14 protein-coding genes and 1 riboswitch are annotated in these 14,181 nt (G+C 35.7%); of the genes, 7 read left to right on the top strand and 7 right to left on the bottom strand.

Annotated elements, in window-relative coordinates; translation table 11 throughout:
- Positions 1-214 precede the first annotated feature (214 nt).
- A complete protein-coding gene (locus ACKI30_RS07380; RefSeq protein ID WP_407411239.1) occupies positions 215-1,384 on the top strand; it encodes a Cdc6/Cdc18 family protein in 1,170 nt (389 codons plus the stop codon).
- On the opposite strand, the gene pyrB is transcribed toward ACKI30_RS07380, so the two are convergent.
- From pyrB to hisG, 3 genes are read right to left on the bottom strand one after another with little or no spacing between them, the layout of a single operon-like run.
- The gene (pyrB, locus tag ACKI30_RS07375; protein ID WP_407411237.1) at positions 1,377-2,312 is read right to left on the bottom strand and encodes an aspartate carbamoyltransferase; all 936 of its coding nucleotides are present in this window, start codon (positions 2,310-2,312) and stop codon (positions 1,377-1,379) included. The two genes, ACKI30_RS07380 and pyrB, sit on opposite strands and share 8 nt — an antisense overlap.
- Positions 2,305-2,811, bottom strand: a complete 507-nt coding sequence (locus ACKI30_RS07370; RefSeq protein WP_407411235.1) for a flavodoxin domain-containing protein — start codon at positions 2,809-2,811, stop codon at positions 2,305-2,307. Before ACKI30_RS07370 ends, pyrB begins: the two co-directional genes overlap by 8 nt.
- Complete coding sequence (gene hisG, locus ACKI30_RS07365; protein ID WP_407411233.1) at positions 2,808-3,668, bottom strand: ATP phosphoribosyltransferase; 861 nt, start codon at positions 3,666-3,668, stop codon at positions 2,808-2,810. The genes ACKI30_RS07370 and hisG overlap by 4 nt, the downstream gene beginning before the upstream one ends.
- A gap of 220 nt (positions 3,669-3,888) precedes the next feature.
- Between hisG and ACKI30_RS07360 the strand changes: the two genes are divergently transcribed.
- The gene (locus tag ACKI30_RS07360) at positions 3,889-4,095 is read left to right on the top strand and encodes a histone family protein (protein ID WP_292738747.1); all 207 of its coding nucleotides are present in this window, start codon (positions 3,889-3,891) and stop codon (positions 4,093-4,095) included.
- A gap of 40 nt (positions 4,096-4,135) precedes the next feature.
- Positions 4,136-5,440, top strand: coding sequence for an amidohydrolase family protein (locus ACKI30_RS07355; protein WP_407411231.1), 1,305 nt, complete (start codon positions 4,136-4,138; stop codon positions 5,438-5,440).
- Here ACKI30_RS07355 and tfrA read toward each other — a convergent pair.
- A complete protein-coding gene (gene tfrA, locus ACKI30_RS07350) occupies positions 5,433-7,076 on the bottom strand; it encodes a fumarate reductase (CoM/CoB) subunit TfrA (RefSeq protein WP_407411229.1) in 1,644 nt (547 codons plus the stop codon). The genes ACKI30_RS07355 and tfrA overlap by 8 nt on opposite strands.
- 224 nt (positions 7,077-7,300) lie before the next feature.
- On the opposite strand from tfrA, the gene ACKI30_RS07345 reads away from it, so the two are divergent.
- The 3 genes from ACKI30_RS07345 to ribB all read left to right on the top strand — a co-directional run bounded on the left by ACKI30_RS07345 (position 7,301) and on the right by ribB (position 9,021).
- Complete coding sequence (locus tag ACKI30_RS07345; RefSeq protein WP_407411228.1) at positions 7,301-7,675, top strand: DUF120 domain-containing protein; 375 nt, start codon at positions 7,301-7,303, stop codon at positions 7,673-7,675.
- A gap of 47 nt (positions 7,676-7,722) precedes the next feature.
- Positions 7,723-8,079, top strand: a complete 357-nt coding sequence (locus ACKI30_RS07340) for a hypothetical protein (protein ID WP_407411226.1) — start codon at positions 7,723-7,725, stop codon at positions 8,077-8,079.
- A 75-nt stretch (positions 8,080-8,154) separates the two neighbouring features.
- Positions 8,155-8,286: riboswitch (FMN riboswitch) on the top strand.
- A 51-nt stretch (positions 8,287-8,337) separates the two neighbouring features.
- Positions 8,338-9,021 (top strand): 3,4-dihydroxy-2-butanone-4-phosphate synthase, encoded by a 684-nt coding sequence (gene ribB / locus ACKI30_RS07335; RefSeq protein ID WP_407411224.1) that lies wholly within the window; start codon positions 8,338-8,340, stop codon positions 9,019-9,021.
- Here ribB and ACKI30_RS07330 read toward each other — a convergent pair whose 3' ends face one another.
- From ACKI30_RS07330 to gatA, 3 genes are all read right to left on the bottom strand, one after another.
- Positions 9,022-9,435 (bottom strand): hypothetical protein, encoded by a 414-nt coding sequence (locus ACKI30_RS07330; protein WP_407411222.1) that lies wholly within the window; start codon positions 9,433-9,435, stop codon positions 9,022-9,024.
- Positions 9,435-10,928, bottom strand: coding sequence for a glutamine amidotransferase-related protein (locus ACKI30_RS07325; protein ID WP_407411220.1), 1,494 nt, complete (start codon positions 10,926-10,928; stop codon positions 9,435-9,437). The genes ACKI30_RS07330 and ACKI30_RS07325 overlap by 1 nt, the downstream gene beginning before the upstream one ends.
- A gap of 92 nt (positions 10,929-11,020) precedes the next feature.
- On the bottom strand, positions 11,021-12,391 hold the full coding sequence (gene gatA, locus ACKI30_RS07320) for an Asp-tRNA(Asn)/Glu-tRNA(Gln) amidotransferase subunit GatA (RefSeq protein WP_330008720.1): 1,371 nt from the start codon (positions 12,389-12,391) through the stop codon (positions 11,021-11,023).
- A gap of 966 nt (positions 12,392-13,357) precedes the next feature.
- On the opposite strand from gatA, the gene ACKI30_RS07315 reads away from it, so the two are divergent.
- Entirely contained in the window at positions 13,358-14,152 is a 795-nt protein-coding gene (locus ACKI30_RS07315) for an HAD family hydrolase (RefSeq protein ID WP_407411217.1), read from the top strand.
- The last annotated feature ends 29 nt before the right edge of the window (positions 14,153-14,181 follow it).

Here is a 14,181-nt window from a genome sequence, read left to right as displayed (position 1 = left end):
ACAGAATATATAATTATTTTTTTAAGATTTTGAGTAATTTCAGATTGTTTATGTAATTTTTAACCATTTTTAATCATTTGATTTTACGCATTTTTCCCATTTTTATTAACTATGTGCAATATTGTAATACAAAGCTTTATTTATTAGCTTTCTAATATTATTAACACTGGAAATTATACTATTATTTTTTTCATAATTTTATGTGGTGGTATTAATGTCTAATGTTTTTGAAGATTTAGAAGATGATTGGGGAGATTTAGTTTCGAAAAGTATCTTTAAGGATAAAGCGCCACTAGATCACAGATTTTTACCAGAAAAGTTAGTACACAGAGATGAACAGATAAGACAAATAGCTAAATACTGGGTTGATGTTTTAAACAACGTAACTCCGTCCAATGTTACATTATATGGAAAAACAGGAACTGGAAAAACAGCAGCATCTAAATTTGCACGTGAACAGCTACTTGAGATAGCTAATAAGAAAAATGTTTTTGTAAAGGTTGAATACATTAGATGCACTGACTACACTACTGAATATCAGGTTATTGCGCAGCTATGCAATAAGCTCGGGCGTGACGTTCCAAACCGTGGATGGACCAAGGGGGAAGTTGTAAACACATTCAGGGACATATTCAGAACAAGTGCCTTCGGCAGAAAATTGCATTTGATTGTCATTTTGGACGAAATCGATATTTTGCTTGACAAGGACGGCGATGGAATATTATACACATTAACAAGAACCGATAACGTTTCCGTATTGTCCATCAGTAACTATTTGGACTTTAAGAATTTAATCAAGTCCAGGGTTACCAGCAGTTTGAATGATAAGGAAATTGTTTTCCCACCTTACGGCGCTGATCAGCTGGCTGACATTTTAAAGGAAAGGGCTGAATTGTCATTCAGGGAAGGTGTTTTGGAAAGCGATGTTATACCATTGTGTTCTGCTATGGCTGCAAAAGAAGAAGGTGACGCCAGATATGCTTTGGATTTACTTAAAAATGCTGGCGAATTGGCTTTTGATGAGGATTCAGAAAAAGTTACTAGCGAACACGTAAGAAGAGCTAAGGATACTATTGAACACAATAAGGTAATTGAAATTATTTCCACTTTACCGCCACAACAGCAAAGGGTTTTAGAGGCAATTTTAATCCTGACCAAACAGGGTGAAGAGATATCATCAGGAAAACTGTATGATGAATACAAGGAAATTTCCAAAAAGGATGCGGTTACCTACAGAAGAATTTTTGACTTCATCAATGAGCTGGAACTGTTAGGTATCATATCTACAAATACCGTCTCACGTGGTCGTGGAAAAGGAAGAACAAATATTATTAAACTTCAATGTGATGAAACATTACTTGAAACAACCCTTTACTCTATTTAGGGTTGTTTTTTATTAATGTTTTTAAGATTGCCATTCTCACAGGAACTGCATTTGCAGCCTGAGTGAAATATTTGTTGTATTTTGTATTGTCGACATCAGTGTCGATTTCATCTATTCTAGGTAAAGGATGCATTACAATCAAGTCTTTACCTTCCAACATTTTTTTATTTATTATATAAGCACCTTTGATTTTCAGATAATCGTTAATGTCACCGAAGCGCTCTTTTTGTATTCTTGTCACGTATAATACATCAACATCATCGATTATCTCTTCAATTGATTCTGTTTCTATCCATGTGACATTTGTCTTGTTGATGTCATGGAGAACTTCCTGAGGCATCTTAAGCTCAGGAGGGGATACCAAATAAATTTTAACGTTTTTGAATAATCCCAATGCATTTGATAGTGAATGCACGGTACGGCCGAATTTCAAGTCCCCGATCAGGGCTATTTTCAGGTTGTCGATTTCGCCGATTTCCTTTTTGATTGTGTATAGGTCAAGCAGGGTCTGTGTTGGGTGTTGGCCTGCTCCGTCACCTGCATTGATTACAGGAACGTCAACAATGTCTGAAATGAATTTGGATACTCCTTCAAGTTCATGTCTGATTACCAGCGCATCGCTGTATCCTTCAAACATCTTTGCTGTATCTGCAATGCTTTCACCTTTGGAAACTGAACTTGATCCGCTGCTTTCAAATCCGATTCCATCTCCTCCAAGACGTTTTATTGCAGTTTCAAATGACATTCTTGTTCTTGTTGAAGGCTCAAAAAACATCAAACCCAATATTTTACCCTTCAATTCTTCAGATATCTCTCTAGATTTTGCGACATTTTCCAATTTTGACGCTTCATCAAGGATATATTCAATGTCTTCCCTTTCAAAATCCTTTATTGAAATTATGTTTTTTAGTTTAAAAATTTTAATCAACCCTTTTTTCAATCATGTTATTAATGTAATCGGCAAACTTATCAATTTCATTCATGTTCAAGGCAGGCAATCTTTTACCTTCCTTTTTATAATTGTCAATGATACTATTTATTTTTCTCTTTTCAATAATGTTTCCCTCATCAGGGTCCAACTCATATCCGAAGTTTGTGCAGATAAGTGATGAATTCACTAATTCCTCTGTAAATGCCCTGTTCAATCTTTCAGCAATATCTATTCCCTCTTCGCAGTTCAAAATCAAAGCAATCGGCTTTTCCTTTAAAGTCCTGATGTTTCTTGAAATATATCTTTTAACTGCGTTTTGCACCTTGCCGTCATAGGCCGAACATGCAATGATAATGTAATTGTATTTTAGAATACACTCTGCTTTCGCTTTTTCAATTGGTATCAGCTTAATTTCTGAATTAATCTTATCAGATAATATTCTGCAGGATTTTTCCGTTGATTTGCTTGATGTGGAGTGTATTATTGCTATGTTCATATTATTCTTTCAATTGGCACAACAAGTATGTCTTTTGCACCGGCATTTCTCAAATCGTTTACAAGTTCAAATACTTGTTTTTCATCAATAACAGCTTGAACGGCCACTGTTTTTTCTGTAGATAAAACTTCAGAAATTGTTAAACCACCCATGGACGGCATAACTTTCTTAACTTTATCCAAATCAGAGTTTTTAACGTTCATCATAATCAGTTTCTTTCTGTCCGCATCAAGAACCCCTTTAATGCTTGTGCTGACGGATTCAATTAATTCCTTCTTGTCAACCAGACTTTCCCTGTTGGCTATAACTTTGATGGTACTTTCAAGGATTGTGTCTATAATCTCGAGATGATTCATTTTCAGTGTAGTGCCTGTACTTGTCAGGTCTGTGATTAAGTCGGCTATTCCAATGAATGGTGCGGCCTCTGTAGATCCGCTCAGTTTCACAATCTTCAAGTTAAGCCCTTTGCTTTCCAGGTATTTTCTTGTAAGTACCGGAAACTCGGTGGCAACTTTCATGTCCGGTGTAATGTCGTCAACCGAATTGATGTTTGACTCTTCGGGAGCGGCCAGAACGAGTTTTGTCTGACCGAATCTCAAGTCAAGAAGCTCTTCAACGTCAGCTTCATTTTCCTTGATTAAGTCTACACCTGTTATTCCCATATCTGCAACTCCATCATTTACAAATTCAGGAATATCGGAAGCTCTTGCAAACATTACTTCTATATTTTCGTTAAATGTCTTGGATATTAGTTTTCTGTTGTTTTTATCAATTAATCCTAAACCTGCTTTTTCTAAGATATTTATTGAAGGTTCACTTATTCTTCCCTTTGATGGAACGGCAATTTTTATTTTCATTATTTCACTCAATTTTTTTATCTTATATTATATTATTAATAATCTTTTAAATACTTTTAAGTATTACTTTTTTATTTATTTAGATAATTTAATTATATTTTTAAAATATGAGCACAATTTTGCAAAATATTTAAATATTAAGTTATCTTATATTGTTATTTAACTTATGATTTTGGCTGTAAATCATAAGTTAGTAATAAACTTATGTGAGGTGAAAAACATGTCTGAAATACCAAAAGCTCCTATTGCAAGGATCATTAAAGAATCTGGTGCTGAAAGAGTTAGCGAAGATGCAAAAGCAGAATTAGCTGCATACTTAGAAGAAGTTGCTCGTGATGTTGCTAAAGAAGCTAACCAAGTTGCTAAAATCGCAAAACGTAAAACTATTAAAGCAGAAGATATTAAATTAGCAATTAAAAACTTATAAATAAGTTTTTAACTTTTTTTTATTTTTTTAAGGTGTTATTATGTCAGATAATACTATTTTGATTAAGAATGCAGTAATTTTAAACCCAAATAATTTTGAAGAAAAAAAACAATCTCTTTTAATTAAAAATGATTTAATCGCAGAAATTTCAGAAGAAATCGATGAAAGCAATGCTGATAAGATAATTGATGCGGAAGGAAAGATTTTACTTCCGGGATTTATTAATACTCATACTCATTTATCAATGACTTTATTTAGAGGTTTAGCGGATGATTTAAGTTTGGACAGCTGGCTCAATGATCATATATGGCCGATGGAAGCTAACCTCAATGGTGATTATTGTTACATAGGCGCTCTTTTGGGAGCGGTAGAACTCATTAAATCAGGAACAACAACATTTTCCGACATGTATTTTTATATGGAAGATGTTGCACGTGCAGTTGATGAGGCAGGTTTAAGGGCTGTTTTATCCTACGGAATGATTGACTTTGGCGATGCGGAAAAAAGGGAAGCTGAATTGAGCGAAAACTTGCAATTGTTCAAGAACTGCAACGGCATGGCTGACGGAAGAATCAAGGTATTCTTTGGCCCTCACTCACCGTATACAGCTTCAGAGGAACTGTTAATAAGAACCCGTCAATTGGCTGATGAATACAATATGGGCATTCACATACACGTTTCCGAAACCCAAAAGGAAATTAATGATGTCACTGCTGAGAAAGGACTCAGACCATTTGAATATTTGGACAAGATTGGATTATTAGGCCCTGACGTAGTTGCTGCACACAGCGTATGGCTAAGTGACGAGGAAATAGAAATCATCAAGAAAAATGATGTGAAGGTTTCCCACAACCCATGCAGTAACATGAAACTGGCTTCAGGAATTGCTCCGGTTTCCAAACTGATTGAAAATGACATATGCGTTTCCATAGGTACTGACGGTGCTTCTTCAAACAATAATTTGGATTTAATTGAAGAGTTAAAAACTGCCAGCTTACTTCAGAAGGTATCAACTCTCGACCCTAATGTATTGAATTCTCATGAAGCTATTGCAATGGGTACCATTAAAGGTGCTGAAGCTTTAGGCCTTGATGATGAGATCGGTTCTATTGAGGTAGGTAAAAAAGCAGATATCATCTTAATTGACACAAATTCTGCCAACATGGTTCCTGACAGTTCCACATTGACATCCAATGTAATTTACTCAGCAAACGGTTCTAATGTAGATACCACCATCTGTAACGGTAAAATATTAATGGAAAATAAGAAATTAACCGTTTTGGATGAGCAGGAAATCTATGAAAAGGCTCGTGAAGCTATAAAAAGTTTAAAAGAAGCTATCTAGCTTCAAATTTTATTTCTTTTTTATTTTGTACAATACTCTTTTTCCATTCGTCTTTTGTTTCAGGGAAATCAGATCTGAAGTGTGCTCCCCTACTTTCTCTACGCAATATTGCAGACTTTACGGTTAGAATACAGATTTCAACCATATTTATTACTTCAAGGGCGGTTACCAAATCGTTATTGTACTGTTTATTGTCACTGACATCCAGGTTTTCAAGTTCTTTTTGCATTTCAAGCAATTCTTTAAGTCCTTCATTCAGTGTTTCCTCATCACGGACAATAGCTACTTTTTCCCACATTAATGACTTGATTCTGTTTTTGAATTCCTGTGGTTTTATTGTTCCTTTTTTGATTAAGCCTTCAATTCTGGAAGCTTCAAGTTCAACTTGCTCATCGTTGCTTTTAAGTTCGCTGTCCTTTGCAGCATCGGATGCGCTTTGACCTGAGATTTTTCCAAACACTTGAGTGTCTGCCAGTGCGTTTCCTCCCAGACGGTTTGCGCCGTGAACTCCTCCGCAGACTTCTCCTGCTCCAAACAGGTTTTTGAGGCTGGATGATCCGTCGGTATTTATCTTTAAACCGCCCATGAAGTGATGTGCTGTAGGAGCCACTTCAATAGGGTCGTGTTTGATGTCAACTCCGACGTTGTCAAACTGCAGGACCATTGTCTCAAGCTTTTCATCGATGTAGTCGTCGTCAAGGTGGGAAATGTCAAGGTAGACTCCTCCGTTTTCGGTTCCTCTGCCTTCGATGATTTCCTGATAGATTGAACGGGCCACGACGTCACGTGTTGCAAGCTCCATTTTTTCCGGAGCGTACTTGCTCATGAATCTTTCGCCGTCCTTGTTTATGAGCTTACCTCCTTCAGCCCTTACTGCTTCGGTAACCAGCACTCCTTTTTTGGATTCTGGAGCTACCATTCCTGTAGGGTGGAATTGTATCTGTTCCATATCAATCAAGTCGGCTCCTGCACGGTAAGCTATTGCATAGCCATCCCCGTTTTTCTGGAAGGTGTTGGATGTTACAGGGTATAGTTGTCCGGCACCTCCGCTTGCGAGAATTGTAGCTTTTGCCTTGAAATATATCAGACTTGAATCCTTCAGGTCAAGTCCGGTTGCACCGATTACCTCATCTCCGTCGGTTACAAGGGATGTAATCATTACTTCTTCGATGCATTCTATATCTCTTTTGATAATCTCTTCTTTAAGGGCATTCAACAGTTCTGCACCTGTTCTGTCGCCCTGATAGCAGGTTCTTCTGTAGGTTTGTCCTCCAAATGGCCTTTGGTCAATTTCGCCTGATTCCTGTCTGTCGAACAGGGCGCCGTAATTTTCCAGATCTATTAGCCTTTTTGGTGATTCACTCACTAAAATCTCGACCAGCTTTTCGTCGTTTAGATAGCTTCCGCCCTTTAGTGTGTCATGTATGTGTGCCTCAATTGAGTCGTCCTTATCCACTGTCTTGAAAACGGCATTGTATCCGCCTTCAGCCATTCCGGTACAGCCAGACCTGAATGAAAGACCTTTTGATACAATTGTGGCTTTTAATCCCGCATCATCAACTTCAATAGCTGCTCTTGAACCTGCTCCACCAGATCCGATTATCAATACATCTGTTGAGATAGTTTTAATTTTCATTTCAATTACCCTGTAAATATTTTATCACTATTAGTATGTTTTTCATGATAAATAAATTTCTTCAAAAATATTTATTAATTAAAAAAAGGTTAAGTTATAGTATCAAATCTATATTTAATAGTTTAAATTTTAATGAAATATATTACATTTTCATTAAATTAAAAGCACCATAAAAATTATTGATATTTAAGAGTAATGCATATGGTTTAAATAGAGGGTTTTTAATGAATATTGATGGTGAAGTTACAACCGGTTTGGGAAAGGCTGCATTTTTCCTGTCACAGGATTTTTACACTAAGGAATTTGAGAAAAATTTGGGATTTGTCCCATATCCCGGCACATTGAACATAGTTGTCGGCGAACAGCATTTGGATGAGATCAATAAAATCAAGGATGAATGTGAAAATCTAATCAAGCCTGACGCTAAATTCGGTGCCGTAAAATTTATTGAAGCTGTTTTGAATGACAAAATTAAGGGCGCAATTGTTTTTCCTGCAAAAACTACACACGAAGAAAATTACCTGGAATTTATCAGCGAATGCAGGTTAAGGGATGAACTGGGTCTTGATGACGGCGACACTGTTAATGTCCAATTTTAATTACATTTATATATTTTTTAATAAATATTATGATATCGTGATTAAAAATGGATTATGATTTTCAAAAGATTGCAATTAATTCAATAATTGTGGCAATTATTGCACTTGTCATTGGTTTTATACTAGCATTTTTAAATGTGGGAGTATATAGTTTTGTCATTGGAATGGTTATTGCGGCTATTATAGCAGGTTATATTGACCAGAATATTGACTCTGCATTGATTGTCGGTTTTATAGCAGGTTTCATAGCTTTAGTTTTATCCGGTTTTATTGCTCCGCATATTTTAGCTCCAAATGTGGCGGCGCTGTTCCCATTTAAAGTTGATTTTTCTTTAGCTATTATAGGGGCTATTGTGGCCGGTATTGTGGCTTTGATTTTTGATGTTGTAATCAATAAAGAGTGAATTTAATTTTTCACTCGATTTCTATTTTTAATTTTTTACCACAAAGTATTTTATATATGATTTATATATTTGATAATACGTTCTCAGGGTGAGGTGAAATTCCCTACCGGTGGTGATTTTTTTAAAATAAGTCCACGAGCACAAATTTGTGTTGATTTGGTGAGATTCCAAAACCGACGGTAACAGTCCGGATGGAAGAGAAGAAATAAAATTGTAATTATTTTTGGCCCTGGTTCTAGTACAAATGGAGATGTTACTATGAATCAAGAAACTAACTTAGATAAAGCTTTAGAAGCTATTAGAAATGGTGAATTCGTTCTAGTTTTCGATAATGATGAAAGGGAAGGGGAAGTCGACATGATCATCGCTTCCGAGTTTGTAACCCCTAAATCAATTGCAACCATGAGAAATGATGCAGGCGGATTAATCTGCAATTGTTTACATCCTGATTATTGTGAAGCAATTCATTTGCCGTTTATGGTTGACATTATGCAAGCTGCTACCGAAAAATATCCGGAACTTGCTGAACTTGCACCAAATGACATTCCATACGATGAAAGGTCTTCATTTTCAATTTGGGTAAATCACAGAAAATCTTTCACTGGTGTAACAGACCATGACAGAGCAATGACTATCAGCGAATCTGCTCTTATGATGAAAGAAGAAAGATTTGACGAATTTGGAGCAACATTCAGATCCCCTGGTCACGTATGTCTTTTAAGAGGAGCTGACGGGCTTGTTAAAAATAGACAGGGACACACAGAAATAGGTCTTGCATTATGTGAGATGGCTGGTGTCACTCCTGTATGTGTAGTTTGTGAAATGATGGACGGTGAAACCGGACAGGCTACTTCTCTTGAAAAGGTTCGCAAATACGCAGAAGAAAACGGTCTCATCTTGCTTAAAGGTGAAGACATCATTAATAAATATTTAGAGGAATAATCAATTCCTCTCATTTGACTTTTGCGCTATATAATTAGCAATGAATTCAGTATTTTGTTTTATTTTATAGGAATTATAAATGCTGAAGGTAACATATCTGCCGTCACGCATTTGTATTTCTAAACCATCTTTCACTTCTTTTGAAGAGTTTATTGAAGCTATTTTTTCCCATTTGATTCTTAGTGTTTTTGTTTTAAGCGCCTTTTCTATGTGTATTCCGTCATCCAGGATTTTAACTACCCTCACTATTCGGCGGTTTTTTTCAAGTCCGATTTGAACGTTGCCGTTATCGTCAAAGATGTAATCTGGAATTAGGCAGGTTGCTTTCCATCCCTGTTTGATTTTCTTTAGAACATGAGCCCTATCCTTTTTTGTAAGTTTAACGCCTTTTTCAGGACTTAAGTTAAGAGCCATTATATCACCTTGCTTTTTATTTCATCAAATGAATAGATTTTATTGAATTCAACCTCACGGGCCATGCCGATAATTTCATCAATGTCCAAATTGTTTTCAATCAGTTCCATGGCATATGATGTGAACAGTTCGTATCTGATTTCAACTTCAGGAATGAACCCTCTCATGTCGGCATTCTTCAATTTAGGTATTTTCAAGACTTTTTCGACATTGGTGTTGTTTTGAATATATGGAACCACATTGTCGAATATATCGTCGTTGTACACCTTGTTTAGAAGAATTGCCCTAACGTCAACGCCGAATTTCTCAAGCATGTTTGCATGGGAGACCAGATCAAATGCCGCTGATTCGATACCGCCCTTGTTTACTCCTGAGGCAAGTATCATAGGAATGTTTGATGACATTGCTATTTCAGCTGCTGAGAACGGTACCTTTTCATTTAAAAGGCCGGTGAATACGCTCATTACACCTTCAATAAGCACTATGTCGTAGTCTGATGAGTTGAGTTTCGCGACTGTAGATTCTATGTCGCACCATCCGAGGTGTCCGATTTTGATGGATGCAAAGTCTTCCATTTTTCCTTTTGTCAAGTAAAGTCCAGGTATGATGTCACGTACATCCGGACCCACTTTCAGCAGTGCAACCTTGTAACCTCTTTTTCTGATTGCACCTGCAAGTCCTGTCAGTATGAAAGTTTTCCCGGAGTCGGACCCATTGCTTCCAATCATCAAGTATTTTGGTTTCTTGAGTGATTTAACTGCAGGTATCTTAATGCCTGTATTGATTCCTACTTCGCTTTGTAAATATTTTTTTACTTCTAAATTTCTATTGTAAATTTCATCGAGGTCATGTATATCTATTTGTTCTTTCAGGTTTTCTACGATAATCGGGTTTTCATCCAATATCCCATGTATCATTGTACCGATGACATTTCCGTCATCATTGCATGCACCGGAAAAGATGTTGTAATCGCCTTTCTCGTTGGTGTCTCCGTAATTCATTCTCTGGACTTTTGAGTAGAAAAGCGGTTTTGCGTCACCTTCCACCTTTCCGTAAGTGTGTGTATGAAAACCGTCGACATCCTCTGTCTGGTTTTTCACCAAAAAGGAGTTATTAAATACTTTTGCCTTAACACGGTCGCTTGTAATCAGCGGTGAAAAATTAACGTCGATAAGGCCCAGTCCTTCCTTTACAATTGGCACTGGTGATTTTCTGCCGATGTCGATTTGATTGGATAATAACTGAAATCCTGCGCATATTCCGATAATTGGTTTTCCGTCACGGGCCATCTTTTTGATTTCTCTGTTCAATCCCATGTTAATGTCATTGGATTCTATAAGTGTTCCGCCCGGAATGATTAGTGCATCAAGTTCTTCACTTGCTTTGTTTCCATTAACAAGACCATTTTCCTTTACAATATCTGTTGGCAGGTTTCCAAAATCTTCAAATCCTGGAACTGCACCATTTAAGTAAGCAAGTCCTATTTTAATCATATCAATAACCTCTCTTGATAATCTATTGTATTTTTTTGGTATATATTTTAGAGGTAAATTTCAAGTGTAAAAAAGTTTGTAAAAAAAAGAAATTATTGAGTGTTTTCAAAAACACTCATTGCTTTGATGATTTTTTCATCATCTAAAGGTTTAGCTTGAATCTGTAATCCTACAGGAATGCCGTCAACTTCACCTGCAGGTATGCTTGCAGCCGGAATTCCAGCCAAGTTAGCAATTACTGTTAAAATATCGTAAGCATACATTTCCATTGGTTCCAATTCAGTTCCAATTTCGTGAGGAAGTTTAGGCACTGTTGGTCCTACAATCAAATCAACGTTTTCAAGCATTGCAGTTATTTCCCCTCTGATAACTGACCTTGCTTTTAAAGCTTGCTTGTAGTATTTACCGCTGAATTCAGCTTCTGCAATGTGGGAACCGATTTTGATTCTTCTTAAAACTTCGTCTCCGCACACTTCTTCAATTCTTGATCCGTAGTCTCTTCCATCGTATTTTCTGGTAGCGGAGAAGAATTCCACATAGTTGATTAGGTAGTAGGTAGGTAAACATAAGTCGATGTAGTCAAAGCTGACTTCAACAAGCTCAGCGCCTGCATCAACCAATTTTTGAATAGCTTTATTGACGGTTTTGTTGATTTCTTCGTCAGTAACGTCAATGAATTCACTGCATACAGCTATTTTCATTCCTTCCAGGGAAGTTTCATCCAATACTTCTGTAAAGTCAGGTTTTTCCCAGTCAAGTGTGGTACATTCGGTTTCATCGTATTTTGCAATGGTGTTCAATGCAAGTGCAATACCGCTGACATCATTTGCTAACGGTCCGATTTGATCCAAACTCATGGACAAGTCCAAAAGACCTTGTCTTGAAACAGCACCGTAAGTTGGTTTGAATCCTAAAACGCCACAGTGTGAAGCAGGGTTTCTGATTGATCCTCCTGTATCTGAACCTATTGAGATGTCACACATTTCAGCTGCGATAGCCGCTGCACATCCTCCACTTGAACCGCCAGGAATTCTTCCCATAGCGGCTGGGTTTTGGGTAGGTCCGTAGTATGAAGTTTCAGTTGAACTTCCTGCTGCAAATTCATCCATATTCAAAATACCGATGATTATTCCGTCTTCAGCAAGAATTTCATTTACAACAGTTGCATTGTAGCTTCCATAGTAATCTTCCAGGGTTTTGGAAGCTGCAGAAATAATCATATCTTCAACATTAATATTTGCTTTTATACCGAATACTAAACCAGCTAAAGCACCAACATCTTCGCCGTTAGCGATCTTTTCATCAATAGCTTCTGCTTGTTTTAATGCATTTTCATAGTTTAATTCAATGAATGCATTAATTTCTTCGTTATTTTCATCTATAACTTTAATGAAGCTTTCTACATTTTCTTTAGCTGTCATTTCTCCACTTTTAATGGAGTTTAACTTTTCAATAACGTTCATTAAAACACCTAATAATCGTAAATTATAATATTATTATTTTGTTTTTTAAGGTTTATAAAGTTGTTTTTTTTAAGGGTTTGTTGTAAATTTAAAAATGAGATTTTCAATATTTGGATGGTTTGATTTTAAAAATAGATTTTATCTTTAATATAATTAATAAAACATGCTTTCAATAATTATTTCAAGAAATAGAATTTAAAGAGTTTAAAAAGAAAAAAGTATATCAATAATAGTTTTTTAAATTTAATGTCTTATTGCAAAGAAATATTTACTTTGCAATATCCCGTTAGACATTAAATTAGTCATATTAATCCGTATGAGATTTGAAATCTCTTGGTATTATTTATAAAAAATGTCATATTTAAATTTAATTATTTTTTAAAAAAAGCAGTTAATTAGTGTTCATCACGCAAAAGCCTAATTGAAAATAGGGATTTTTCAATTTGTGATATTGATTTTGATTAACTGCTTTTTTGAGGTGAAGTTAAATTATTACAATTTTCAAGCAATCATTAGTAACTTCAAGATATTGAAGCAATATGTCACTAACAGGAATGTAATTAATTCCATATCTTCACCTCCCTTTGGATTAATATGACTTGAGATATCAAATGTGTAATTGGATTCATTGTCTATCTCGTATTTTTATATTTTTAGAAGGTTTTTGCAAATTGTATATTAGTTAATTTTTTATTTAAAGCTTGTTGAAGCCACTTTGTAAAATTGTTGTCATTTTTACATTTTATTTAAGTGTTTTGGTTTATTTTCACATCTTTTAGAAAAAATAGGAAGATTTATGGAAATTTAATTTCAAATCGAAAAATTTAATGTATAGGGATTATATAAAAAAATTTTAAGGTAGCTATTTACCATGTTTAATAATTAAAATTTTCAAAGTTAAATTTACTATTATGTTGTAGAAATTCTTTTACATTCCTAAAGGAATGAGAAAAATTAGTTGATATTATGAAAAAAGCTGTTGTATTCGATAACTCAGGAACATTGATTGAAAGATACAGGGTTATTAAGGATGTCATAAATGGAAACATATTCACTGATATTAATTCACTTGATTTGATTGACCAGGCTGACGCCTTGGCTTTGGTTGTACTTCAATTCAACACTAAAAAGTTATTGAAATTAGATCCGGACACTTTAATTTCCGATGTCATTAAGGAATATGGCATTGATTTTGACATTAGCTTTTCCACAAAGCAGGTTTCAAAGGCTGAGGTTAAGGAAATTCTAGACAGTGAAACCTCTTCAACAATCTCAGATATAACCGACGGGTTTGATATTTTAAGCGAAAAGATTCCACACATGGAGCTGTGCAACGGTTCAGCCTTGATTGTGGATATGGATCTGGGCGTTGTAGCCTATACAATCACATCCGCAGGCAAGTTCTTCCCTAAGGTTTTTGAAACAGTTGAGATATTGAAGTCTCGCGGTATTGAGATATTCATAGCGTCCGGAGACAGAAAGGGTGCAATTAACAGACTGGCCAATATGCTTGATGTTCCAGAAGACAATGCCTACGGAACGGTTTCCACCCGTGGAAAATGTGAAGTGGTGTCAATACTTAAGGAAGGAGGCTACAAGGTCATGATGGTCGGTGACGGTCTCAATGACATTTTGGCATTTAAAAAAGCGGATGTCAGTGTTCTTACAATAGAGCAGCAGGAAGAAGTGTCTCCTAAAATGATGGACAAGACCGATTACATTATCGAAGACATTTTTGAAGTCACTATGATTGATTTCTAATTTTATTTTTTTAAAACATATAACTTATA

The organism is Methanobrevibacter sp., assembly GCF_045539575.1.
Classification (GTDB): Archaea; Methanobacteriota; Methanobacteria; order Methanobacteriales; family Methanobacteriaceae; genus Methanocatella.
This window is presented reverse-complemented; position numbering and strand designations above follow the sequence as displayed.